We start from the raw sequence: 24254 nt of genomic DNA, 5'->3' as shown, positions 1-24254 counted from the left end.
CGACGCCACCCGCGCCTACGTCCGCACACTCGACACGACCGCCCTCATGGCCGTGCAGGACGGCCGCGTGCTGTTCAGCGAAGGGCCGGTCCAGGCCGTGAGCATCGTGTTCTCGGTGCGCAAGAGCGTGTTGTCGATGATGTACGGCAAGTACGTCGCCAACGGCACCATCGACCTCGACCGCACGCTGGCCGAGCTGGGCATCGATGACGTCGGCGGCCTGCTGCCGATCGAAAGGCAAGCGAGGCTGCGCGACCTGCTCGCCGCGCGTTCGGGTGTCTACCATCCCGCCGCCAATGGCGGAGACGACTCGGCCGCCGCGCCTCCACGTGGATCGCAGGCGCCCGGCAGCTACTTCCTCTACAACAACTGGGACTTCAACGCCGCCGGCACGGCCTTCGAGCGCCTGACCGGCCTGGGCATCTACCAGGCCTTCTCGCAGGACCTGGCGGCGCCGCTGCAGCTCGAGGACTTCGATCCCGCCCGCCATGCCCGCACCGGCAATGCGAGGCGGTCCCGGCACCTCGCCTATCCGTTCTACCTGTCCACGCGCGACATGGCGCGCCTGGGCTACCTGATGCTGCGCCAGGGCAACTGGCGCGGGCAGCAACTGGTGCCGCCCGACTGGATCGGGCAGATCACGCGCGAAACCACGCCGTCCAGCCAGATGCATCCGCCGCACACGGCACGGCGCGGCTTCGGCTATGGCTACCTGTGGTGGCTGCTCGAGGAGCCGTCCGACTCGCCGCTGCACGGCGCCTACATGGCGTGGGGCGTGCACGGCCAGTACATCCTGGTCGTTCCAAAACGCGAGCTGGTCATTGCGCACAAGCGGCAGGTGCCGGTGGGGGACGACTGGAATCCCAGCTGGGTCGGTCCGGTGGCGTTCCTGCGCGCCGCGCGCATGTTGGCGGCGGCGCCGTGCCGTGAGAGAGAGCGCGGTAGGCCGGGCATCGACAAAGGCACCGTGTAGTCATCGCGACGACACGGCTCGAGCCCGCGCCCGAAGCGTCTCGGCAGCGGAGATTTTCTGCCTCGCTCGCTTCTTTGGTGCCTGCACGACAACAGCGTGATGCACCCCGGCCATCTACCGGCAGGCAAGTCGCGTCACTAGCATCGACCGCGCTGTGTCATCGATCGACCAGCACGTTCCTCTCCTGACAAGGCAAGCCATGATCTCCACTCGAGCAACCACACGCGTCAACGGCGTGCACCTGCACTACACCATTGCCGGCCAAGGCGACCCCGTGCTGCTCTGGCATGGCTTTCCGGGCACGTCGCAGTCCTGGCACAAGGTCGTTCCGCTTCTCGCCCAGACCCACACCGTGATCGTGCCCGACATGCGCGGCTTCGGCGATTCGGACAAACCGGCTCGAGGCTATGACGCGCGCACGCTGGCGGCGGACTTCCGCGCGCTGTTGCGGCATCTGGGCGTCGGCCCGCTCCACATCGTGGCCCATGACATGGGTGCACCGGCGGCGCTGGTCTGGGCCGGCGAGCATCCCGAGGAAGTTCGTACGCTGGCCTACCTCGACGAACCCATCATCACCGGCGAGTGCCTCGCACGGCTGATGCAGTTCACGCCCCAAGGCACCGTACGGGGCGGCCTGTGGTGGTGGCCGATGGCATTCGCGCCCGGACTCGCGGAGATGCTGTTCTCCGGACACGAGCGAGAAGTGCTCACCTGGTTCTACGAGAACTACAGTGCCAATCCCCGCGCGATCGGGCAGGAGGCTTTCGACGAAACCATGCGCACGTTCGCCGCGCCAGGTGGCGTGAGCGGCGTGCTCGGCGTCTACCGGGCGATCTTCGAAACGCAGTTGCAGACCGAGCCCTTCATGCGCGACAAGGTTCGCGTTCCGGTGCTCGCCCTCGGAGGCGATGCGAGCTTTGGCGACAAGACGCGCGAACTGCTGACGACCGTCGCCGGGAACGTCCGGGGTGGCGTGGTGGCCCACTGCGGACACTTCATTCCCGAGGAACAGCCCGCTGAGTTGGTGCGCCTGCTATCGGCCTTTTGGGCAGACATTGCGGGATGACGAGCCGTTCGGCCGTAGCAGGTCGCTCCGGCCCGAAGATTCCTCGGCTCGCCAACATGGCCCGCTTGCCGGTCCACAGCAGTTTCGCCCCGCCTCAATCCGGATTGAGATCCTCGAATTGAGAAAGCCAGGTCTGCGTGACATTCAATACCCAGCGCACGTCCCGTTGAGATCGATAGGGTGAGGTCGCATAGACGTTGAGCAGACCGCCCTTCTTGACGACCTGGGTCATCGCCATGGCGATGGGCTGCCCGCCAGGCGCTTTCTGGACGACAACCAACGTGCTCGCGGATGGCTGCTCGTCAAAAACGCCCAGGATCTGATCGCCCCCATCCTGAATCTTGAGCATCGGCTCGTCGAAGCGTCTTTTCATCTCCGCCAGAACCTCGGTCTCCGCTGCATCCGGCCGCAAGTCTTTGCGAACGGTGTCCATCGCAGCCTGTCGAAGCATTGCGCTCATCTTGCGGGCATCGGCAACCGAGATCGACGTCGGAGGTTCGACCTTGGTGATGACTGAGATGAATCGCCCCGCAGGGCTCACGCCACTGAGATCCATCTCTGCGGGGTAAAAAGCAAGCAGTCGCGCACCCCGATAGTTCTGCGCAATGGATTGTTGCTTGTACAACGGTACCGAGTCCGGACTGGAAAAACCCGGCAACACCGGAAAGGAGATCTCGGCGCCCGCCACGGTGCGAGAGAAGCTCTTTGCCTCTTCAGCTCGCGCAATGCGCAGGTCCGCAACGAAAAGTGCGCCCACGACGGCGAACAGTTTTCGTCGATCACGAAGATGAGGATCGGCCTTTGACATCAAATGATCCCTCCCAAACGATCTGGAACTCATTGAAAACGATCATGCCATTTCGAGCGATTTCGAAGTCTCTCAGATTTCAACCGAGCGCCATCGGCACGCGACCGGGCAGGTTCACCATCCCTATACTGACCGCCACCTCCAAACACGCGTTCAAAGGAAGTGACCGATGCTGAGAGGAAGCTGCCTTTGCCAAGGTGTCGCGTTCGAGATCGACGGCACGATCAAGGACCCGCTGTACTGCCACTGCTCGATGTGCCAGAAGGCGCACGGCACCGCCTTTCGCGCGCGCGGCACGCGCGGCAAGATCCTGGCGAAGGACTTCCGCTGGCTCAGGGGTGAGGAACTGGTCCGGTTCTACGAGTCTTCGCCGGGCGACCACCGCGGTTTCTGCTCGGTGTGCGGCTCGAGCCTGATCAGCAAGCTCGATGCGAAGCCGGCCGTGTTGGGTGTCGCGCTCGGTGTGCTCGATGGCGATCCGGGTGTGCGGCCGCTGTGCCATGTGTACGTGGGGTCGAAGGCGCCGTGGTTCGAGATCACCGACACCTTGCCTCGGTACGAGACACGACCTCCCTCGAACACCTGATCGCCTGCCTCGCGATCACCACCCGCCAGCACGCATCGACGCATGAAACTCCCCTTCTCCAAATTCCTGACCGCGGCAATCACCGTGGCCGGCATGGTCGCGCCAGCGCCCGCTCAGCCTGTCTCGCAGAACATGGAACTGATGGGCGCCATCGCCCGCGAGATCGTGAACAGCGGCGAGCCGCAAGGCGTCGATTGGGTCGAGGTCTGCGCGATCTTCTCTCTCGATGCCGATGGCGATGTCAACGGCAGCTACGGCTATGTCTACGACGCCCAGGGCCAGGCCCATGCGGCCGCCTTTCTCGAGGACCCGATCGAGCGCGAGGTGAAGGCCTATCGCGACTGGCTGCTGCACGGGGGCAGGAAAGGCGACAAGGGCCTCATCAAGATGCTCTTTCAATTCAACCGGCAGACGCGGCGGGTCCGCGCGGATTTCGAGTACGAGGATCCTCGGCGCTGGCAGGTCACGCCGGCCAACCTCGATGCCAGGGTCAAGGAGCTTCGGCCCCATCTCGGTACTGCGGACGGCAAGTAGCGCGCCCGCGCCGAAGGCCCCGTGCGATGGCTCGCGCGGGGCCGCACGCATCAAAGCAGCTGATAGATGCGGAAGTCGACCCGCCCTGCCGACAGCTCGTTGTAGCCCACGAGCACCAGGTCGTTGACCCACGTGTAGCGCTCGTCCGAGGTCTCGAGCTTGGGCGTGGTACGCAGGTAGGTCTCGCCGAAAGCGAGCCGCTCGCCCTTGGCCAGCCGCGCCCTGCCGTCGGGCGGCAGCCTGGCGATGCCCTTGCTCTCGAAGTAGATGAGCGCACCGTCGTCGGTGCGCAAGGCACCGCGGATGTCGAGCCGGCTGATGCCATCCGCGCCGATCACGACCCAGTCGACGCTGCCCGGCAGGAACTGGCCGTGCAGCTTCGGCCCGTCGAGCCGGCCGCCCTTGCCGATGTAGGGCACCAGCGTGCCGCGCGGCGTGGGCACGACGATCGGCGTTTCGAGGTCGACCCGCAGGTCGCACAGATGGCGGATCGGCAGCGCTTCGAACAACGGCTGCTCGAGGAGTGGCTGCTTGTGGAGGATGGCGCTCATGGGTCAGCTCAAGGCAGCCTTGATTTCGGCGTAGTCGAAGAAGGTGTCCTTGCGCGTGACGAGTCCGTCGCCGTCCACCTCGACCACGTCCAGCGCATGGAAGCCGCGACGCTCCTTGCCCGGCGGCTGGAAGGTCAGCGTCCAGTCGAGCGTCCAGTGCCGGTCGCCGAGCAGCAGGCGGCGCGTTTCCACGCCGAAGCCCGGATAGCGCTCGAAGACTTCGGTGAATTCCTTCAGCAACGCGTCGTTGCCCCGCACCGCCGTGCCGCGGCCGTGCGCCTGAAAGGTCGAGTCCGGCGCGTGCAGCGCCACGATCGCCTCGGGGTCGTGGGAGAGCCAGGCCGAGGCGTAGCGATCGGCGATGGCAGCGAGATCCAACTTGACAGGTTCAGACATGAGAAGCCTTTCGATGGGGTCGATTGCATTCGCGGAAGTCCTATCGACTCCGCGGTGCGCGAGGCGGTTTCAAGTCGCCTCGCGAACGGTGGCGAATATACCTATGATTTTCATAGTTACAAGCGGTATGATGCCGGCAATGACCAAGAAATCGCCCCCACCCGCGTCCGCCGAGCACGAGGCGACGCATGCGCATTCGACCCTGTGCCCGATCGCGCGCGCGCAGGTCATCGTCGGCGACCGCTGGACCGTGCTCGTGCTGCGCGAGCTGTTCCTCGGCAATCGCCGCTTCGAGGAGATCCAGGTGCAGACCCAGGCCACGCCGCAGATGGTGGCGAGCCGTCTCAAGAAACTGGAGGCCGAAGGACTGATCGAGCGCCGCCTCTACAGCGAGCGCCCGCCGCGGCACGAGTACCACCTCACGCCGATGGGCATCTCGTTCCATCCGGTGTTCCTCGCACTGCGCGCCTGGGGCGAGACATGGTGCAAGGGCGAGCACGAGGAGGTCGCGATTCGCTACACGCACATCCCTTGCGGGCAGGACCCGGGGCTGGGGCCGGCCTGTCAGTCGTGCGGGAAGGAGATGCGGCGGGAGGAACTGTCTGCGCGGCTCAGTGGGTCGTTCGATGCGGAGCGGCGGGAGCGGTTGCAGGCGTTCAAGGCGGGGCGGGTGTAGGGCGCGCCTGCGCTCACCGCTTCCCCGCCGCCCCGCGCTGAATCACCTTCCCCGTCTCGTTCCCCTCCTCCCGTCCATCCGCATAGCGCCGCATGTAGTCGAACACCTTCGCCTGCGACACCTTCACCATCTGCCCCGCGTGCAAGTCGGCCACTTCGACCGGCTCGTTCTTCAGCATGCCGTCGATCGCGTCGCCCTTCCAGCCCGTGACCTCGACCCACATCCACTCGTTGCCCCCGCTGCGGGTGACGAAGGGTGCCTTCACGAGGATGTATTCGCCGGGCGCGAGGCCCTTGGCGAACGCGTCGCGCAGTGCGGGCAGTTGCGCCCGGGCGAGCTTGCTGGCCGCGAGGATCTCCTCGTTGTGCTTGATGCGCGACACCGAATCGTCGGCGGCGCCGAAGGTGCTCTTGAGCAGGGCCACCTGCTGCGCCGAGCGGTCGGGGCCCGGGTAGCGGTCGAAGCCGATCTCGTAGAGACGGTTGCGCGGATCGCCGCTCTCCCAGGTGCCCGCCACCAGCGACAGCCTGGCGGGCGTGGTGCCCTTGGCCTCCTTGTCCTTCGGGTCGCGCAGGCCGCCCTGCTTGAGCGTGCGCAGGTCCAGGTCGAACTGGCCGGGCCGCGCGATCTGCGCGCCCTCCACCATCGCCTGCGCGAAGCCGTTGACCAGCGTTCCCATCGGCCCGTTCATCGACCACGAGAACTGGCTCACCACCACATCGGGCAGGCCGAACTTGCCCATGCCGAGCGTGATGGCGCGCGCGAGCTTGTTGTCGGCCTGGTAGGCATGGATCACGATCTGCGAGGCGATGTCGGGAATGCCACCGGCCCAGGAGTCGACGCGCCGCTTCTGCCATTCGTCGGGCGTGAACAGCTCGCGCGTCTCCTCGTCCCAGACGAAGCCGTTGGTGTCGCGCGCCACCTGCAGCGTGAGTTCGAGCGCCTTGCGCATGGCCGACAGCGCCAGCTTCGAGGGATGCGCGAAATCGATGATCAGCGCCTGGCTGCTGCCCTGCAGCGCCTCGGCCTGCTCACGCGTGATGCCATGGCCGAAGCGCTGCAGCATCTCCATCTCGGGTGCGCGATAGGTCTGTTGCACGGTCGTGGTGTTCCAGTTCGCGAACAGCACGGGGGCGGCGACCTCGGAAGGCTTCGGCATCGATGCCAGCAGCTTGGGAGCGTCGCCGAGCTTGGCAAGCCGGCTGCGCAACGCGGCCATGGGATCGGCCTTGGGTCGCGGCGCGTAGTAGATCGCGAACTGCGCGTGGACCGGGCCGGCTTGCAGCGGCGAGCCTGCGGGTACGGGGGTGCCGGGCTTGGGGGGAGTGGCGGGTGCGGCGGCCTGTTGTGCCTGTGCGAACGCAGGCAGCGGTGCAAGCGCCGGAGCGCACAGCAGCAGGGCCGCGAGCAGGAGAGGACGGAGCGACTTGGGCGGGAGGCGCATGGTTCCGAGTCTGGGTGGTGAAGGGTTGGCGGATTGTCGGGGGTGTTGTGTGACGAGCGCCCAACGGATGTGATGCGCGGCTCGCGAGTGCGAATCGGCCATCACGGTATCGACGGCAGCCCGCGGGGCTGCTGGCTCTCACGGCCTGTCGTTCGCGGTGCCGGCACAATGCGGCCCATTGCAGACCTTGCGCTCACCGATATCACGCGGGTCTTGCTCGACGATTGGAGGACATGTGGCAGACACCGCCCATTTGAGAAAGCACTATGCGCAACTGGCCACCGAGGAGCTGCTGAGCTTCGAGCTCGACGACCTCGCGGAAGAAGCACAGGTCATCCTCAGCGCAGAGCTCGATGCCAGGCGCGCGGATCCCGACGAAGCGCACCATTTCCGAAAGATGGCCGGGAGCCCATTCAAGCTCGACACGTGGCCAACGGATCACCCCCCGCTGCCCAAGGGGCCGCCCTACTTCTGGTTGAAAGAGAGCGCCACTCAAGCGCATCACATGGGAGCAGAACGGGAAGAAACGTTGGCGGCCGACCTGCAGTCACTTCGCGCATCCTGTTCTGCGCTTCAACTCGAGTTGCCCCAGGGTTTCCTCTTCTTCATGGATTCTCCCAGCCTGTGGAAGAAATTCAGGAGCGTGAACGGCGGCTTCTTCGATCTTCGCCGGCAACCCGTCAGGTGTCCGACGACCCATGGCTATCTGATCCCATTCATATCGGACCAGCAGTACTGCCATTTCTATCTCATGCATCTCACGCCCGGGAGCAGAACGTACGAGATCGTGTGGGCCGATGCTTCTTACACCGACGCGCTCTACGCAACGCCAGAACTCTTTGCGAGAAACCACGAGCACGACTTCGATGCCTCGGACATTCATCTTTGCAACGTTGATTTCGAGGCTTTCATGTGGAACCACTACCACGATCACGAGAAACGGTTTGCGTTCCCACCGTTCCAGGCGGTCGACTGACCCATTTGCCGTTCTCCCAGCGAGCATGACCGATGACCCCGACTCCTCCCGCGCTTCCCGACCGCATCCAGACCGCGCGCCTCGAACTCCGTGCCCCCAAGCTTTCCGACGCATCGGCGATGTATGCCTCGTACACGCAGGATGCGGAAGTCGCGCGGTACATGGTGTGGCGTCCCCACGCATCCGAGGATGCAACGCGCGATTTCGTCGCTGCATGCGTCGCTCATTGGCACACCGGTTCAGCCCGTCCCTACGTCATCACCCTGAAGACAAGCGGTGAGCTCGTGGGCATGCTCGAGGCGCGTACCAAGGGGCACATCGTGAACGTCGGCTACGTGCTTGCACGCAATCATTGGGGTCGGGGCCTGATGCCGGAAGCCGTTCGTGCCTTGACGGCAGAGGCGCTAGGACTGCCAGAGATATTCCGTGTCGAGGCGACCTGCGATGTCGACAACCGCGCGTCGGCGCGGGTGCTGGAGAAAAGCGGCTTCCTGCTGGAAGGCCGGCTCGCCCGCTTCACGGTTCATCCGAACATCGATGTCGAGCCGCGCGACTGCCTCATCTATGCGGCTTGCAGGCGATGACGACAGACGCAGCGTGAGCGGAAGAGTCATTCTTCTACTGCAGGGCTCCGGGCTAGCAGTACCGTTCAACCGACCGACTCGATCGCAACCATGCTCGAACTGAAGCCCTCGGAATTCCACCGCGTCGCTCCCCTCTTCGCCAGTCTTCCGTACGGCCCCAGCATCCCGAACTCCGTCATTGCCGGCATCGGCCATGGAAGGGTCTTCGCGAACGATCTGGTACGACCGACGGCCGCCCTCGTCTACAACAACGGCGCCTGCACGCTCGCCGGGAGCGCCAACGATCGTGTCTTCGTCCAGCGCGCGTGCCAGTGGCTGCTCGAGTTTCATGGCTCCGACTACTTCATCCTCTACGCCTTTCCGCAGGCATGGGAGGCGGCGCTGGACAGCACCTTCGGGAACTCGGTGAGAAAACGACGACGCCTCGACTTCGATTTCGATCGCGCAAGATTTGCAGGGATCGAGCGTCGGGAGAATCCGATGCCGACAGGCTACGAACTTCGCCGCATCGACGAACCCCTGATGCAGCAAATACGCGACGTCGCCAATCCCTACAGTCGCAGCTACTGGAGGTCCGCCGCGGATTTCGAACAGCACGGCCTGGGCTTCTGCGTGCTGCACCAGGATGCCATCGTCAGCATGTGCTACACGGCCTTTGCCTGGAATGGCCACCACGACATCGACATCCTGACCGCCGACGGCCATCGCGGCCAAGGGCTCGGCACGCGGGTGGCGCGCGCCTTCATCGATCACTGCGTGCAGCATGGCCTGACCCCGAACTGGGACTGCTGGTCCGACAACCAGCGCTCGGCGGAGCTTGCGCGGCAGTTGGGCTTCGAGGTGCGGGTGGAGGTCTCGACGTACCACGGGGTGCAGTCCTGACTGCCCCTGGAGACGTTCATATTGGCTGGCGAACAGACATTGCTCGACCGCCTCAAGCCGCCTTGCGCCGCAAAAACATGTGCGTAGCCCGCTCCCCCGCCACCTGCCGCTCGCAGCTGTAGCCCAGCGCCGGAAGATCCAGCCCTTCGAACAGCGCCTCGCCCTGGCCCAACAGCACCGGCCGCACGGCCAGATGCAGTTCGTCGAGCAGCCCGGCCTTCAGGTATTCGCGCACGGTGGCAACACCGCCGCCCACACGCACATCGCGCCCGCCCGCCGCATCGCGCGCCAGTGCCAGCGCCTCGTGGATGCCACCGGTCACGAAGTGGAAGGTGGTGCCGCCTTGCATCGTCAGCGGCGCGCGCGCATGGTGGGTCAGCACGAAGACCGGCACGTGGTACGGCGGCTCGTCGCCCCACCAGCCCTTCCAGTTCTCGTCGGGCCAGGGACCGCGCACCGGCCCGAACATGTTGCGCCCGAGGATCCAGGCGCCCATCGAAGCAAAGCCCTGTTCGGCGATCTCGTTGTCGACGCCGGTCTCGCCCCTGGCCTCGCTCCCCTTCTGCATCCGCTGCCAGACCTGCGTGGGCATGAACCAGCTCATGAGTTCGGGACCGCGAACGCCCAGCGGGTTCTGCAAGCTCTGATCGGGGCCGGCGGCGAAACCGTCGAGCGAAACGCCGAAGCTGCGCACGAGCAATCGGGACATGCTGTCGTCTCCTGCAAAAAGAGGGAGGAGCAGTCTAGCGCTCGGTGCTCCTGAAAGGCGACGACGTTGTTGGTAATAAGAAGGTTCGAAGAACGGGGCGCGCCAGCGGACATCGCACGATGCGCGAGCGCGCGGCACCGGGCGACATGGTCATCCGGCGCGTGGAGTCAGCTAGGATGCAGAACGCCTCCCGAGGGCGCCATGGCTCGGAAAACCATGAGATTCATTCGTTGGTCTGCCGCGCTCGCGCCGGCACCACCCGCTCCGAACAGATCCCCATGTCCCTGCGCTCCCTCTTCTCATCGCTCGGCAAGAACAAACCCATCGAACCCCAAGCCGAGGCGGTTCACACGACCCAAGGCTGCCAACGCTTCGGCCACCCCGAATTCCGCATTCGCGTCGGCAACAAGGCCATTCCCGATGCGGACGTCGCCTGGTTCCTCCACTTCCTCGAAAGTCGGGTGGCGGAGGGAGAGAAGTTCAGCGGCGGCCAAAGCCTTCAGGTCGGCTGGATGTACACGATGATCGAGGAGACCGACGACGGTTTCCTGCGGATCACCGAGCCGGACATGCAGCAGATCCCCGTGCGCTTCATCGATTCGGTGGACAGCACCTTGATGCACCTGCGCAACCAGAAGGACGTCGTCGAGAGCCTCGCCGCGGAGATCGCGCCGGACTTCCCTTCCTTGCAGAAGAGCGTCGTGGTGCACGTGCAATACAAGACCGCATCGCGCATCCTGCTCACGCGCGCGGAGCCTGATGACGCAAACGACTCGGGCTGGTGGCTCAGCGATCTCGACGACAAGGAAGGTTCTCAAGACCCGTCACGCTTCACGAAGACCCCGCTCTATCAGCTGGCCATCGACCGGCCGGACCTGGTGAAGTTCTTCGCCGTTCCGGCGGACCTTCAGGTCTACATCAACGGGCCCGTCATCGCCGTGCTGGGGCCCGAGAGCGAGATCGAGCAGAAGCCCGGCTCCTACCTGAGCGAACTGAACCGCGCCAGACAGGCGCACGCCTGACAAAGGAACCCCAGCCATGACCATCAAGCGAATGGACAACGTCCTGATCGTCGTCGACGATCTCGAAGCCGTGAAGGCCTTCTTCATCGAACTGGGCCTCGCGCTCGAGGGCCAGACCACGGTGGAAGGGCCCGACGTCGGCAAGCTCGTCGGGCTCGGTGACGTGAAATCCACCATCGCGATGCTGCGCACGCCCGATGGGCAAGGCATCGAGCTCGACAAGTTCCACACGCCCGAGGCCGTGAGGTTCGGGCCCGTGGCAACGCCGGTGAACGCCCTGGGTCTTCGCCGCGTCATGTTCGCCGTCGATGGCCTCGATGATGTCGTTGCGCGCATCAAGGCCCATGGCGCCGAAGTCATCGGCCAGATGCAGTACGGGGAGTCGTACCGGCTCGCCTACATTCGCGGGCCCGAGGGCATCATCGTGGGGCTGGCCGAGCAGCTCGGGTAGTCGCGGCGCAACGCGCGCCCAAATAAAAACCCCCTGCCGCCCGCCAAGCGGACGACAGGGGTAAACAGGCCTCAGCCTTTCAGCCCGGCACCTCGGTCACGATCCCCGCGCCGACGGTCTTGCCGCCTTCGCGCATCGCGAACCGCATGCCGTTCTCGATCGCCACAGGCTTGTTCAGCTCGAAGCTGATCTGCGCCTGCGCGCCCGGCTCGACCAGGCCGGTTTCGGTGTCGACGCGGATGACACCCGTCACGTCGGTCGTGCCGAAGAAGAACTGCGGCTGGTAGCCCGAACCGAACGGCGTATGACGGCCGCCCTCGTCCTTGCTCAGCACGAAGACCTGCGCACGCCCCGTCCGGTACGGCTTCAGCGCACCGGGCTTCACGACCACTTGGCCTCGCACGACATCGTCGCGCTTGACCCCGCGCAGCAGCAGGCCGACGTTCATGCCGGCACGCCCCTCGGCGACGTCCTTGTGGAAGGACTGCACGCCGGTGACGACCACCTTCTCGTCGCCCACCGAGCTGAGCCCGACGATCTCCAGGCTGTCGCCCACGCGGATCACGCCGCGCTCGACACGGCCGCTGATCACGGTGCCGCGGCCCGTGATCGTGTGCACGCCTTCGACGGGCATCATGAACGGCGCGGCGTAGTCGCGCACCGGATCCGGAATGCGCGAGTCCAGCGCGTTCACGAGCTCGACGATGCATTGCACGTCGGCACCTGCGAGGTCGCCACGTTCGGCGGCGGCCAGCGCCTTCAGCGCGCTGCCGAAGACGAAGCGGGCATCGTCGTAACCGTGCGCCGCCAGCAGCGCGCCGATCTCCATCTCGATCAGTTGCTCGATCTCCGCGCGGTCGCTCGAGGCCACCAGGTCCATCTTGTTCACGAACACCACCATGTGGCCGACGTTCACCTGGCGCGCCAGCAGCACATGCTCGATGGTCTGCCGCGCGGCGCCTTCGGTGCCGTCCACCAGCAGGATCGCGCCGTCCATCTGCGAGGCGCCGGTGATCATGTTCTTGATGTAGTCGGCATGCCCGGGGCAGTCGATGTGTGCGTAGTGGCGGCCGTCCGACTCGTACTCGACGTGCGAGGTATTGATCGTGATGCCGCGCTCGCGCTCTTCCTTCGCGTTGTCGATCTGCCCGTAAGACAGCGCACGGCCGCCGATACGAGCGGCCTGCACGAAGGTGAGCGCAGCCGTCAGCGTCGTCTTGCCATGGTCGACGTGACCGATGGTTCCGACATTCACATGAACCTTGTTGTTCATCATGTTTTTCTCCAGTTTTCAGAGTTGAAAAGCCGATGCGATCCGCTGGCCAGGCGAAACGCTCGGCGGGTTGTCGGTGCGCGCGCACCAAACTCGCGATGCCCGCCATGCGGGCGAAAAAAAGCCTGCCGGGTTGGACCACCCGACAGGCTTTCTTTTCGGCCTGAAGGATGGACCTCCAGGCACACGAGGGCCTGGAAGCTCTACACGAACCACTCCACGGACTCGACGCACGACACCGCGCCGGCAGCGAATGCGGCGGAAAGAAGACGTTCTCGTTCGAGGCTCATGTCCGGATCTCCAAAAGGGGCAGGCGAAAAACAAAAAACCCGGTGGCTCGAGGCCTACCGGGTCTTGTGGAACACGGAGGCCGAGCCTCCAGGTGTGAAAGGCTCTAGGAAAGCAGTTCTGCGAATTCGGCACGCAGTGAGACGGCCGCGGCTTCGCGGGTCTTCGGTGCTTGTTCGGTGGTTGGGAACTGCTTCATGGTGTTCTGGTGCGGCTTTTCCTACCGCAACGCAATGGCGAATCAATGTTTGGGTACCGAAGGCTAACACTGCTTTAGAAAGCCGGCAATTGGAGCGTTGCGTACGCGCCGCAGCAACGAAAAGACGTCCCGCTGAGGTTGCTGACGGGTCTCGCTCGAATAGAGTCCGCCGAGAGAAAACCTACGATCCGACACAACGCTCAACCTCATGATGCTACGAAGCTTCTATCAATGCAGCAGTTGTCGCGAGCGGTTCGATGTCGCGCCTAGCGACGGCTGCTATCACTTCAACTTCGATCGCACTCCATTTGGCTCGCAGATTCCATCCAGCGAGTTGTACAGGGTCCCTGTCAGGCCGTGCTGGTGCAAGGACTGCGCAGCGGTTGCATTTGCCGAGGACATTCCAGCGGTGCGCGTGTTCGAGGAGGCCTATGCAGCAGTCCGCGCGGGTCGGCCGGTGGAGTTCCCTCTCGAGACAGGACATCTGGACCCGCCACTTGTGCAGGAGCAAGTCGCAACGTATCTACGGTGGCGACTTCTCCGCCGCCATCCACCTCGTTCGCTCTGTTGCGGCGGGACCAACTACTTGTTCATGGATGTCCCGCAGCCCTTGTTCAAGCACGAGGGATGCGACTTCGGGTTCATCGAATCATGGGGATTCATCGGTGGTGGAGTTTATAGGGCACCGACTGCGCTGAACCCCGCGAACATCCGTGTCTACAGCGAAGAAGGCGACCTGATCGGCCTTCTGACCTGGCAACCCAATGGTCCGGGTTCATGGAACGTAATCCCCGCCGCGTACGAACCACGCGAGCGGACAGATGAATGTTGATACTGCCTGCGACATTCATCGCAACCCGGCGGTAGTCCGGCTCGACGGCGATGACCGACGCCGGCCGCGCACGCCCACGATGGGAAACAAGCGCGCCCGCGTCGTGTAGAGTCCCCCCACCCGAGTCCACAAACTCGACGCGCTGCAAATCGCACGCACCCTCATCCAGCCCCAAAGGCCCGATGAACCCCAGCTCCTGTTGACCCGACGAGAGCCACCACGTACCCATCCTCGACGGATGGCTCTTGTTGTCAGGTCACCGCATCCCCGCAAGAGGAATGCGCGCAAAGGAGTTGCCCCGTGCCCCCTCATCATCGAAACGCCCCACCCCTCTGGCTGCTGATTGCGCTGTCGGCGCTCGGCGTTCTGCCGCTGAACATGTTCGTTCCTTCCCTGCCGAGCATCGCGAGGGAGTTCGACGCCGAGTTCGCGACGGTCAATGTCGCCGTGGCCGGCTACGCCGTCGTCACCGCGTTGACGCACCTGATCGCCGGCGCGCTGTCCGACAGGTTCGGGCGCAAGCCCGTTCTGATCGTCGCGCTGCTCGTCTTCGTGATCGGCTCGATCGGATGCTTCTTCGCGCACAGCATCGAAGTGTTCCTGGCCTGCAGGCTGCTGCAGGGCAGCGCCATTGCCGGATACGCCATGTCGCTGGCCGCGATCCGGGACACGGCAGGCGAGCGGATGATCAGTCAGATCGGCTATGTCTCCTCCGCGTGGGCGATCGCCCCGATGCTCGGCCCCACCGTGGGCGGCGTTCTCGACAGCTGGCTGGGCTGGCGCGCCAACTTCGCCGCTTTCGCGCTCATGGGCGCCATGGCGTTTTGCCTGGCGCTGCGCTACCTGCCGGAGACCCACCACCATCGCTCCACGGCGATGTCGAAGCAGCTCGGCGGCTACGGCCAGTTGCTTCGCTCCGCGCAGCTCTGGGCCTATGGGCTCTGCATGGCCTCTTCCATCGGCACGCTCTACGTCTTCATCGGCGGCGCGCCTGCCGTGGCCATGCAGGCCTATGGAACCTCCGCCGCGATGGTGGGTGCCTACATGGGACTGGTTCCCGCGGGCTTCATCGTCGGAAGCTTCACGCTCGCGCGCTGCGGGCACCGGTGGCAGCCCATCCGGTTCATCGTTGCCGGGCGGTTGCTGACCTGCGCTGGCCTGCTGGCGGCCGTGGCGTTGGCGGTGCTGGGGATTGCTCATCCGCTCGCGTTCTTCGGTCCCTGCGTGTGCGTGGGACTCGGCAATGGATTGACAATGCCCGCGGCCAACGGCCGGGTGCTGTCGCTCCACGCGGGCTTCGCAGGCACCGCCTTGGGCCTGGCTTCGGCCATGACGGCCATCGGTGCCGGTGCCATCGCCTTTGCGGCCGGGCTGTTCGTCGACGAAGCCCATCCACGCACTGCCCTGCTCGCGGCGATGTCGACCACGTCGCTGCTCTCATTGGGCATCGCCGTGCTCATCGCTCGTTCGGAGCGGCGGCAGCGGTGCATTCGATCGCAACAAGACTGAGGTTTTCCAGATGAACGTCAATCCGACAACTGACCCCACGCTCCGTGTCGCGCTGGTCACCGGATCCACTTCCGGCATCGGTGCCGCCATCGCGCGCAAGCTGAATCACGCGGGCTACGCCGTGGTCCTTCACTCTCGAAGTTCCGCGGAGACAGGTCGCGCAATGGCTGCCGAGATGAAGCAGGCCATCTATGTACAAGCCGACCTTTCCTCGGAAGCAGACAGGGTGCGGCTCGTCAGCGAAGCAATCGCCGCGTGGGGCCAACTCGACGTGCTGGTCAACAACGCCGGCATCAGCAGAGTCATTCCGCACGCAGACCTCGCCGCCGCCACTTCCGCGGTGTGGCACGAACTCCACGAGGTCAATGTCGTGGCGCCGTTCCATCTGGTTGCGTTGGCCGAGTCGGCCTTGCGCGACGCCGCCCGGCGCTGTCAAGCAGGCTGCGTCGTCAACATCAGCTCACACGCGGGCGTTCGCCCCAAGGGCGCATCCATTCCCTATGCAGTCAGCAAGGCTGCGCTCAATCACATGACCCGCCTGCTCGCACTGTCGTTGGGGCCGGACATTCGCGTCAACGCCGTCGCGCCAGGTCTGGTCGACACGCCGCTCACCGCCGACTGGACCGCCGCACAGGCGCTGTGGCGCGAGCGTGCGCCCATGCACCGGGCCGCCAGCCCGGACGACATTGCGCACGCCGTGGCCATGCTGGTTGCCTCGGAGTACCTCACCGGCGAAGTGCTGCTGTCGGACGGCGGGTTGAATCTGACCTAGGTGGGGTCGCAGACACCTGCGATGGCCGCCGGCACTTTGCGTGAGAAGACTAACCGGCCTTCCAAGGAGGCTTCGCGATGAAGGCCTGCTTCCCGTGTCGATCGAAGCCGGCCGATTCGTAGAACTTCAACGTCGCCTCGTCCTTGCGACCGGTCATCAGCATCACCTTGTAGCAGCCTGCAGCCCAGGCCGTGTCGAGTGCTTGGGCCAACAAGTCTTTTGCGTAACCTCTGCCGCGGTACCCCGCATGCGTCACCACGTTTTCGATGACCCCGTAGGGCCTGCAGCCACGCGTGAGGTTGGGAATCAAGGTCAGATTGCAGCTGGAGACCAGCTCGGCGCCCTCGAATCCACCGAAGTAGTGGAAGTGACGACTTGCCAGGATCTCTTGCCAGACTGCTTCGACGACAACCGGGGCGGGCCGTGGATCGTCCGTCTCGTGAAGGTGCTTGTAGAGATCGAGCAACGCTGGCAGGTCGGTCTCGAGAAGCTTGCGAGTTTTCATGTTCGGCGTGGACAGTGGGTCGAGTACCTTACAGCGCGCGGGCCATGTCCGCGATTCTCGCCAGTACACCCGCACCAGGCCAGCACCACGCCGCCGTGGAGATCGCTGCAATCGCGACATAGACCGCCCGCTCCATGCCCCCCAATGCAGGCGCCGGAAGAATGCACACCGGGAGAGGTTCTTGCGCAACGTCTTGCAGCGACTCCGAACAAGTACCCAGGTCGGCCGCCGATAAGCGAGGCAGCCTTCCAAGACCAGAGCCGATCAGCGTCAGCAGCAGCATCGGCCACCAGAGCAGCGAGATCAACAGCAACGCGGCCGAAGACAGCACCTTTCCCAGCACGGATCTTTCATCCCATGGCAGATAGTTCGTCATCTGCGTCCACAGGTTGTTGCCGAACTCCTGCAGCAGCGGCCTTCTGGTGCCTTCCAGGCATTCGACCTTCGGCAGCCACTGCCAGTCGCCTGCCATGTACCTGCGCAGAAACTCGTAGTGCGCCAGGCAATCGGCGGGACTGTTGTTTGCGTTGCTCACGAGGAGCACCTGCGCGGCACCGACTTCCGTTGGCCCCTTCAGGCAAAGACGGTAGCGCAGCGCGCCGCCCACCGTGATTGAGTCCACCTGGGGAACCAGTTGCGCCCACGGCGCCTCGATGCGCTCTCTGCCCCTGAGCTGAACGACCCTGTCGTTCGCCCGATTGAAGAGCGTAGGAAACGCATAGGGCGCGGTCACTGCCTGCACCAGCGCGGCAACTGCAATCAGCGCAAACACCGCGATCGATACCGACATGATGAGCACGAAGGCCGTGTCGGCCGTGTCTTGTCGAAATGCGTCGGCGAGCATCGAGCAGAACCACGCCGCGATCCCCAGCGGCATGAGCCCCAGAAAAAGAACGATGCTCTTGATCGCCGAAGACATGTTGCCGTGCGGCAGCGTCTGCAGCCGTATCGAATCCATCGACAGGACAAGCCCATCGCCAGATGGGGCCGGCGGCACGGGGTCGACGTCCAACTCCTCATCCTCTCTGTTCTTGACGATGCGCAAGGCGGGCTCGATGTTCTCGCCAGATCGGACATAGGCGGCAGCCGCCCCGCGGACCTTCAGGCAGCCCGCTCTTCTCGGGCACCAACGAAGCTAGCTTCTTTTTCATGAGCCTCCCAGTGCCTAAAGTCATTCCTCTGTGCGACTCGCGAGTTCTGCCACGGTTGGCCTTGTCCGATGGTTCCGATGCGGCGATCATTCCTCGCGCCAAGTACAAGAAAGCACTGACGCCACACACCGATGCGTGCAAAGCGATTCCCCACGATAAGCATTGCGGTGACGGTGGTCCTGGCCGTCGTTCTCACCGCATCCAACACGATCTACGAGCGCTACTGCGCCTTCGGCTTCGGTGGCTTTCAGTGCAACGATCCCGTTTCCGGCTATGGCAGCGCGCTGATCACGACATCACTGGTCTCCCTCGCCCTCCTCGTCGTGTCGGCGGCAATCGCGGTATGGAAGCTCATCGCTTGGGCTCGAAGCTGAAAACGGCGGCCTACAGCCATTGCTCACGTTGGGCCTCAGGCAACAGCTAGGCGGCAAAGGCCGGTGTGACTTTCGATACTGGCGCACGACGGTCGCCGTGCGCACAGTGACGCGCTGTGACATCGCACAAGAGATTCCGATGGCTTCTGGCAGCCATATGCCTGGGCATCACGGGCATGCCGTTGTCCCAGACATCGGCGTGCGCGCCGGCCGCCCCTCGCGATCCGGGGTGGCAAGGCATCGTCATCGACGCACCTCCCCTGGTCCGGACGAAGCCTGGACAGGCCGCCGTGGTGTCGGTGTGCGGGCTGGCAGTCATGCCCATCGTCGTGCCCACCCCGCCCGAGATGAGGCTTGTTGCGGTGGACAGCACCACCGGCCAGCGCTACGCCGGCCCCGTTCCCGCGCCGACACCGCAAGACAGCGAGATACCCAATCCCATGCAGCGCCCGTCCCGGCAGCCGCACGAGGTTTCCGGAATGACGGGACAGATGCGCTTCGACCTGGACCTGATGGCGGTACTTCGCCTACCCCAGAGGAATGCGGACTACCGGGTGCATGTCGAAAGAGGCGCGCTTTCGTCCAATGTGGTACGGGTGCGGGTTCGAATCGCCGGTTGAGACGACCGCGGCGAGCCCATCGCAAGATCCGCTGGACGCCGTTTCATCTTCGCCAGCGCGACGACTTCAATCTGGCCAAGGCACGGCTCGGCTGCTTGCGCACCCGGCCAGACTGCATGACGAATGCCATTTTCCAACGCCCATGTGCGTCGCGTCTCTTCCTCGTGCGCTTTGGCGCGTTTGAAACCCGCTGCGTAAGCACGCAGTGAAGTCATCTTGATAGCCTGAGAGTCGGCAGGCATCGTGTCCGCGATGAATGATGTGGACGCAATAGATGGGGTGGTTAAGCGGGCCACCCGTCGCAAGCACAGCGCGAGATTCAAGGCGGAGGTTCTGGAGGCATGCCGCCAACCGGATGCGTCTGCTGCGGCGATCGCGAGGCTGTACAACCTGAACGCGAACGTGGTGCACAGGTGGCGCGCCGACGATCGCAAGGCAGCGGCGCCGAAGGCGCTTGAGGTTCCCAAGTTGCCGGCGCCAGCCTTTGTCGCGCTCGATGTGCAGCCCGAAGCCGAGAGGCCGATTCGCGACATCCGCATCGAGCTTAAGAGAGGCAGCGCCACTGCGGTGGTGCACTGGCCAGTGGAGTCGGCCTCGTCGTGCGCAGCCTGGCTGCGCGAGTGGCTGCGTTGATCCGCATCGATGCGGTGTGGCTGGCCACCGAGCCGATCGACATGCGTGCTGGCACCGAGACGGCGCTGGCGCGTGTCGTGAAGGTGTTCGGTGCCGCACATCCGAACCATGCGTACCTGTTCGCCAATCGGCGGGCCAACCGCATGAAGGTCCTCGTCCACGACGGCATCGGCATCTGGCTGTGTGCCCGTCGGCTGCACCACGGCCGCTTCCTCTGGGCTAACGCAAGTCTGGGCACGCAGATGGCTATGACGCGTGAGCAGCTTGACGCACTCGTGCTTGGACTGCCCTGGCAGCGTGTCGGTGCAGCGGGCGTCATCACCGTGGTGTGATCGCAGGCGGCGGTGCAATTGCTGCAAACGCCGATGACATTCGTGCGCTCGGTCAGCACCATACGTGCTCATGGTGGATGCCGAACAACTGAAGGGCCTCAACGCAGAGCAACTGCGCGAGGTGACCCTCCGGCTCATCAAGGACCGCACAAAGCAGCAAAGCCAGCTTGAGGCCAAGGACCGCTCGATCGAGACGCTCACGCGCGAGGTCACGTTCAAGACCGCCAAGGTCGATCAGCTGACCCACGAACTCGCGCAGTACAAGCGCCTGCGCTTCGGCAAGAGCAGCGAGAAGCTCGACGCGGCGCAGGCCAGCCTTCTGGATGAGACGCTCGATGCCGACCTGGCCGCCATTGAAGAGGAGCTGAAGCAGCTCCGCCCGCCACCCAAGACTGAGGACAAGCAGCAGCCGCGTCGCACGGCGCTGCCGGCAGACCTGCCGCGCGTCGACATTCACCACGAACCCGAGTCGACTACTTGTGCATGCGGCTGCGCCCTCAAGCGCTTCGGTGAGGACGTGGCCGAGAAGCTCGACTACGTTCCCGGCGTGTTCACCGTCGAGCGGCATGTTCGAGGTAAGTGGGCCTGCGCGAAGTGCCAGACGCTGATCCAGGCGCCGGTGCCCGCACAGGTGATCGACAAGGGCATCCCGACAGCCGGCCTCCTGGCACAGGTGATGGTCGCCAAGTACGCTGACCATCTGCCGCTGTACAGGCAGGAAGCGATCTTCGGGCGCGCTGGCCTGGCCATCCCTCGCTCAACGCTCGGAGCCTGGGTCGGCGCCTGTGGTGTGCGCCTGCAACCGCTGGTGGACGCACTCAAGGAAGCGATCCTCGCTCACCGCGTTCTGCATTCCGACGAGACACCGGTAGCGATGCTCAAGCCCGGCACCGGCAAGACTCACCGTGCGTATCTGTGGGCCTACACGCCCGGCGCCTTCGAAGACATGAAGGCGGTGGTTTACGACTTCGCCGACAGCCGGGCTGGCCAGCATGCGCAGAACTTCCTGGGCGGCTGGCGCGGCGCGCTGGTCTGTGATGACTACTCCGGCTACAAGGCCCTGCTGGCCAAGGGCGTTGTCGAAGCTGGCTGCCTGGCCCATGCGCGGCGCAAGTTCGTCGAGCTGCACACAGCCAACAAGAGCCAGATCGCCGAGGCCGGAATCCAGTACTTCACTCGGCTCTACGAGATCGAGCGTGAGGTGAAACACTTGGACCCCGATGAGCGGCGTCGGATACGCCAAGCGCGGGGTCGACCGATCGCCGAGGCGCTGCATGCCTGGATGATCGCGCAGCGGCTCAAGGTTCCAGAAGGTTCAGGGACAGCCAAAGCACTGAACTACAGCCTGAAGCGCTGGGCCGCGCTGACGCGCTACCTGGACGACGGCAACTTGCCTGCAGACAACAACTGGGTGGAGAACCAGATCCGGCCGATCGCCGTAGGCCGCAACAACTGGCTGTTCGCCGGAAGCCTTCGTGCCGGGCAGCGGTCCGCCGCCATCATGAGCCTCATCCAGACCGCCAAACTCAACGGCCACGACCCCTACGCCTACCTCAAGGACGTCATGACGCGATTGCCAACGCATCGGGCGCGCGACATAGCGGAACTCCTGCCACATCGCTGGGACGCGGCTTAGTCACGGCAAGGCGTAGTTGTGGTGACGGAGGCAACTCTCCGTCATGTTTGGGTTCGGAAGATCGTCCAGTCGTGAACGCAGTAACCGACGACCGGTGTAGAGGCGTGCTGTGACACGTCGGCCTCCACAGCGACTATCGCGATTCCTGGGATGTACTCGCCCTCGCCATCGAGGCGGTAATACATCTCGTCTCCGCCGTCGAAGTCGAGCTCCATAGTCGGTGACAGCAGCGACAGCATGTCACCGACCCGCACTCCTTCGTAGGCGCCAAGATAGCCCTCGAAGACGTAAATGCACCTGAGCACCCCACCGGGAGAGAACACTAGCCGGACGACGTCTGAACCAAAGAATATGGCGGTTTCCCCAGGGTCGCCAAAGTTCCGAAGAACAAGAGCTCCCTTGTTCTCTGCCAGCGCGGCCACGAGGTGAAAGCCCGGTACATGGTCCTTCCTGCTTGCACCATGCAGCAAGGATTCAACACTTGACAGCGATTGCCCAATCTCGAATCCCGCGGCAGATGTTCCGGGTACAAGTGGGGCGTGGAGATCAAGCATTTGCACGTATCAGACCGTTTGAGAGCGACCATTGTGCGACCGCTACCCACCCACGGCAGAAGACGTCAACATGACTTCTCGGGACGCTTACCCCGCTGCGAAAGGGAGCTCAGCCAAGAGTAGCCGTTCGCGCTGGCGGCAAACTCGGCCATGATGGTCCCTGGAATTGATCCGCGGTCTCTGGAGCCGAGCCCAACAGGAGCAACGATGAATGATCGCAAGAGCGAAGTGACGATAGATCTGAGCGACGTAGCCAGTCCACTCGAACTCCAGCAACGGCTCTCGAGATCTCTCGAGTTTCCGGACTGGTACGGTAAGAACTGGGACGCTTTCTGGGACGCCATCACCGGCTTGGTGGACATGCCGCATCAGCTACGACTGCTCGGATGGCAGACTCTCAAAGACCGCCTGCCGCTCGATGCCGAGCTGCTCCGGGCATGTCTCGAGAAGATGCAGAAGGAGCTGCCCGGCTCGGCTTCGACCGTGGTCTACGACATCGAACGCGATACCCTCCCCGATGCGGTTCGGTCGAGCGGTCGAGTGGAAGGTTTTTAATGCCAGTCCTCCCCCAAGGGGTTCCGGGCAACGATCCACCCGGCGTTGTGGACGCAAGCTTCGATCGCTACAGCGGTGGCGAATTCGTCGGCAAGAAGCACATATTGCGGTCGATCCCGGCCGCGCTGGAGCGGGTGCTCCCGGACTTCCGCTACATGAGCAGCATGGCCCAGTACCGACGGCCATTTGAAGGTGGAACCAGCTACATCATCCTCGGCGTTTCCAAGATGGTCCTGACCCTCGAGTTCGGCACGAACATCGATGCAGTGGAGGACATCAGGAAGCACCTTTTTTCATGCACTCAGGTCAAGAACAGCCCCAACACCATATGGCTGAGAACCGGGAGCATGGGACTGGACAGCACGCGATGGCGACAACCTGAACACGCGATCTGGCCCATCACGGGTTCCGAAGGCTTGCAGCTCGCTGGGCCGGAGATCGCTGCTGTCGTCGAAGACATTGTTCTGCCGTACCTTGCGCGTCACGAGCACCCCGAACATGTTCGAGAGACGCTTCTGAATCATCCGGGCAATGCATCTGGCGCCCACCTCTACCGGGCAGTGTCATTCGCCATCGACGTGCTTCGCGGAAGAATGGATTGGCTCGAGGATGACTTTGCGCACTACAGAGCATTGCTTCCCACCCACGGTGCGGAAGCGCACTCCGCCCTCGAAGAACTCTACAACCTCGCGAAAGAGGCGATACGGGTACGCGGCTGACGCTCCTGCGTTGTTAGACGCGATGAAGGCCTGCCTTCATGGAACCACATCCATTGACCTTCAGACCATCTTGTGACTTCGCATCGAGTTTGCATTCCGCCACCTTTTCCGCCTTGTAGGTCTCTACCGTAGATGCCCCTCTCCCCCAACGATCCACTCACTGCTGGGACAACGCTTGCAGCGAGGCGCTGTTCTGCGGCTCGAGCAGGGCTGGCTTGCCAATCAGCCAAGGCAGGCCAACTCATGAGCTCGGCTATGGGATACGAATTCCAGGGGCAAGGTCATCGAGCGGCCCTTCGGCTGGGTTTTCGTCTACACCGAGAAACTGGCAATATCGTGTATGCGCTCCGAGGGCAACGCACCGTTGATCGTCCATCGCCACTCAGGCGAGGTACTGCATACCAGCACCGCACCGCTCCTCGGCTACTACGTTGCTGAGTACGAAGCGCGCCAAGGGCCGTAGCCTGCAGCACCGCGGAGCGGATTGGCGGATTGCAAATCCGTCCAGGCGAATCCACCCGACACTGGTGGCCCGAGACCGCAACCCACATGGAAGCCAGTTTTCGATGGTGACAATTCAACAACATGGACCCGCGGGCGAGCTATTCGACCTGTCGGCTTTCTTCGCAGACATCGAGAGACTG

The 24254-nt window shown here is 64.0% G+C and carries 28 protein-coding genes; 19 read left to right on the top strand and 9 right to left on the bottom strand.

What is annotated here, in order from left to right:
* Positions 1-46: 46 nt before the first annotated feature.
* Complete coding sequence (locus R0232_RS13385; protein WP_431512418.1) at positions 47-973, top strand: serine hydrolase domain-containing protein; 927 nt, start codon at positions 47-49, stop codon at positions 971-973.
* 199 nt (positions 974-1172) lie between these two features.
* Positions 1173-2039, top strand: a complete 867-nt coding sequence (locus tag R0232_RS13380) for an alpha/beta fold hydrolase (RefSeq protein ID WP_431512417.1) — start codon at positions 1173-1175, stop codon at positions 2037-2039.
* Positions 2040-2133: 94 nt separating this feature from the next.
* Here R0232_RS13380 and R0232_RS13375 read toward each other — a convergent pair whose 3' ends face one another.
* The gene (locus R0232_RS13375) at positions 2134-2847 is read right to left on the bottom strand and encodes a hypothetical protein (protein ID WP_431512416.1); all 714 of its coding nucleotides are present in this window, start codon (positions 2845-2847) and stop codon (positions 2134-2136) included.
* Positions 2848-3016: 169 nt separating this feature from the next.
* Between R0232_RS13375 and R0232_RS13370 the strand changes: the two genes are divergently transcribed.
* Together R0232_RS13370 and R0232_RS13365 are read left to right on the top strand one after the other, a co-directional pair.
* The gene (locus R0232_RS13370; RefSeq protein ID WP_431512415.1) at positions 3017-3433 is read left to right on the top strand and encodes a GFA family protein; all 417 of its coding nucleotides are present in this window, start codon (positions 3017-3019) and stop codon (positions 3431-3433) included.
* A 42-nt stretch (positions 3434-3475) separates the two neighbouring features.
* Positions 3476-3967 (top strand): hypothetical protein, encoded by a 492-nt coding sequence (locus tag R0232_RS13365; RefSeq protein ID WP_431512414.1) that lies wholly within the window; start codon positions 3476-3478, stop codon positions 3965-3967.
* Positions 3968-4017: 50 nt separating this feature from the next.
* On the opposite strand, the gene R0232_RS13360 is transcribed toward R0232_RS13365, so the two are convergent.
* Both R0232_RS13360 and R0232_RS13355 read right to left on the bottom strand, forming a co-directional pair.
* Complete coding sequence (locus tag R0232_RS13360; RefSeq protein ID WP_431512413.1) at positions 4018-4518, bottom strand: DUF3237 domain-containing protein; 501 nt, start codon at positions 4516-4518, stop codon at positions 4018-4020.
* Positions 4519-4521: 3 nt separating this feature from the next.
* Positions 4522-4896, bottom strand: a complete 375-nt coding sequence (locus R0232_RS13355) for a nuclear transport factor 2 family protein (protein ID WP_431512412.1) — start codon at positions 4894-4896, stop codon at positions 4522-4524.
* A gap of 157 nt (positions 4897-5053) precedes the next feature.
* Between R0232_RS13355 and R0232_RS13350 the strand changes: the two genes are divergently transcribed.
* Positions 5054-5590 (top strand): winged helix-turn-helix transcriptional regulator, encoded by a 537-nt coding sequence (locus R0232_RS13350; RefSeq protein WP_093343445.1) that lies wholly within the window; start codon positions 5054-5056, stop codon positions 5588-5590.
* 13 nt (positions 5591-5603) lie between these two features.
* Here R0232_RS13350 and R0232_RS13345 read toward each other — a convergent pair whose 3' ends face one another.
* Positions 5604-7034: a DUF2314 domain-containing protein gene (locus tag R0232_RS13345; RefSeq protein ID WP_431512411.1), complete on the bottom strand. Its 1431-nt coding sequence runs from the start codon at positions 7032-7034 to the stop codon at positions 5604-5606.
* 235 nt (positions 7035-7269) lie between these two features.
* Between R0232_RS13345 and R0232_RS13340 the strand changes: the two genes are divergently transcribed.
* The 3 genes from R0232_RS13340 (at position 7270) to R0232_RS13330 (ending at position 9476) form a co-directional block, all read left to right on the top strand.
* Entirely contained in the window at positions 7270-8010 is a 741-nt protein-coding gene (locus R0232_RS13340) for a hypothetical protein (protein ID WP_431512410.1), read from the top strand.
* Between the two features lie 32 nt (positions 8011-8042).
* Positions 8043-8594: a GNAT family N-acetyltransferase gene (locus R0232_RS13335; RefSeq protein ID WP_431512409.1), complete on the top strand. Its 552-nt coding sequence runs from the start codon at positions 8043-8045 to the stop codon at positions 8592-8594.
* A 90-nt stretch (positions 8595-8684) separates the two neighbouring features.
* Positions 8685-9476, top strand: coding sequence for a GNAT family N-acetyltransferase (locus R0232_RS13330; protein WP_431512408.1), 792 nt, complete (start codon positions 8685-8687; stop codon positions 9474-9476).
* 52 nt (positions 9477-9528) lie between these two features.
* Here the strand turns inward: R0232_RS13330 and R0232_RS13325 are convergent, their stop codons facing one another.
* Complete coding sequence (locus R0232_RS13325; protein WP_431512407.1) at positions 9529-10185, bottom strand: dihydrofolate reductase family protein; 657 nt, start codon at positions 10183-10185, stop codon at positions 9529-9531.
* Between the two features lie 119 nt (positions 10186-10304).
* Here R0232_RS13325 and R0232_RS13320 point away from each other — a divergent pair, with 119 nt between their 5' ends.
* Positions 10305-11207 carry an immunity protein Imm33 domain-containing protein gene (locus R0232_RS13320; RefSeq protein ID WP_431512406.1) on the top strand — a complete coding sequence of 301 codons (903 nt, stop codon included), beginning with the start codon at positions 10305-10307 and terminating at the stop codon, positions 11205-11207.
* 16 nt (positions 11208-11223) lie between these two features.
* Complete coding sequence (locus R0232_RS13315; protein ID WP_431512405.1) at positions 11224-11658, top strand: VOC family protein; 435 nt, start codon at positions 11224-11226, stop codon at positions 11656-11658.
* A gap of 79 nt (positions 11659-11737) precedes the next feature.
* Here R0232_RS13315 and tuf read toward each other — a convergent pair whose 3' ends face one another.
* Entirely contained in the window at positions 11738-12934 is a 1197-nt protein-coding gene (gene tuf, locus R0232_RS13310; RefSeq protein WP_431512404.1) for an elongation factor Tu, read from the bottom strand.
* A 1616-nt stretch (positions 12935-14550) separates the two neighbouring features.
* On the opposite strand from tuf, the gene R0232_RS13305 reads away from it, so the two are divergent.
* A complete protein-coding gene (locus R0232_RS13305; protein WP_431512403.1) occupies positions 14551-15759 on the top strand; it encodes a multidrug effflux MFS transporter in 1209 nt (402 codons plus the stop codon).
* A 10-nt stretch (positions 15760-15769) separates the two neighbouring features.
* The gene (locus R0232_RS13300) at positions 15770-16531 is read left to right on the top strand and encodes an SDR family NAD(P)-dependent oxidoreductase (RefSeq protein ID WP_431512402.1); all 762 of its coding nucleotides are present in this window, start codon (positions 15770-15772) and stop codon (positions 16529-16531) included.
* 49 nt (positions 16532-16580) lie between these two features.
* On the opposite strand, the gene R0232_RS13295 is transcribed toward R0232_RS13300, so the two are convergent.
* Together R0232_RS13295 and R0232_RS13290 are read right to left on the bottom strand one after the other, a co-directional pair.
* Entirely contained in the window at positions 16581-17036 is a 456-nt protein-coding gene (locus R0232_RS13295) for a GNAT family N-acetyltransferase (RefSeq protein ID WP_431512401.1), read from the bottom strand.
* Between the two features lie 28 nt (positions 17037-17064).
* Positions 17065-18081 carry a hypothetical protein gene (locus R0232_RS13290; protein ID WP_431512400.1) on the bottom strand — a complete coding sequence of 339 codons (1017 nt, stop codon included), beginning with the start codon at positions 18079-18081 and terminating at the stop codon, positions 17065-17067.
* Positions 18082-18354: 273 nt separating this feature from the next.
* On the opposite strand from R0232_RS13290, the gene R0232_RS13285 reads away from it, so the two are divergent.
* The 5 genes from R0232_RS13285 (at position 18355) to tnpC (ending at position 21782) form a co-directional block, all read left to right on the top strand.
* Positions 18355-18561, top strand: coding sequence for a hypothetical protein (locus R0232_RS13285; RefSeq protein ID WP_431512399.1), 207 nt, complete (start codon positions 18355-18357; stop codon positions 18559-18561).
* Between the two features lie 176 nt (positions 18562-18737).
* Entirely contained in the window at positions 18738-19181 is a 444-nt protein-coding gene (locus R0232_RS13280) for a hypothetical protein (protein WP_431512398.1), read from the top strand.
* Between the two features lie 252 nt (positions 19182-19433).
* The gene (locus tag R0232_RS13275; RefSeq protein WP_431512397.1) at positions 19434-19814 is read left to right on the top strand and encodes a transposase; all 381 of its coding nucleotides are present in this window, start codon (positions 19434-19436) and stop codon (positions 19812-19814) included.
* Positions 19811-20146, top strand: a complete 336-nt coding sequence (tnpB, locus tag R0232_RS13270) for an IS66 family insertion sequence element accessory protein TnpB (RefSeq protein ID WP_431512396.1) — start codon at positions 19811-19813, stop codon at positions 20144-20146. The genes R0232_RS13275 and tnpB overlap by 4 nt, the downstream gene beginning before the upstream one ends.
* Positions 20147-20216: 70 nt before the next feature.
* Positions 20217-21782, top strand: coding sequence for an IS66 family transposase (gene tnpC / locus R0232_RS13265; protein ID WP_431512395.1), 1566 nt, complete (start codon positions 20217-20219; stop codon positions 21780-21782).
* A gap of 41 nt (positions 21783-21823) precedes the next feature.
* Here tnpC and R0232_RS13260 read toward each other — a convergent pair whose 3' ends face one another.
* Positions 21824-22336 (bottom strand): hypothetical protein, encoded by a 513-nt coding sequence (locus R0232_RS13260; protein ID WP_296779176.1) that lies wholly within the window; start codon positions 22334-22336, stop codon positions 21824-21826.
* Between the two features lie 207 nt (positions 22337-22543).
* Here R0232_RS13260 and R0232_RS13255 point away from each other — a divergent pair, with 207 nt between their 5' ends.
* Both R0232_RS13255 and R0232_RS13250 read left to right on the top strand, forming a co-directional pair.
* Entirely contained in the window at positions 22544-22891 is a 348-nt protein-coding gene (locus R0232_RS13255; protein WP_431512394.1) for a barstar family protein, read from the top strand.
* Positions 22891-23610: a hypothetical protein gene (locus tag R0232_RS13250; RefSeq protein ID WP_431512393.1), complete on the top strand. Its 720-nt coding sequence runs from the start codon at positions 22891-22893 to the stop codon at positions 23608-23610. The genes R0232_RS13255 and R0232_RS13250 overlap by 1 nt, the downstream gene beginning before the upstream one ends.
* The last annotated feature ends 644 nt before the right edge of the window (positions 23611-24254 follow it).

The organism is Variovorax sp. DAIF25, assembly GCF_050711835.1.
Classification (GTDB): domain Bacteria; phylum Pseudomonadota; class Gammaproteobacteria; order Burkholderiales; family Burkholderiaceae_C; genus Variovorax.
Note: the sequence above shows the minus strand (reverse complement) of the source record. Positions and strands in the feature narration are given on the sequence as shown.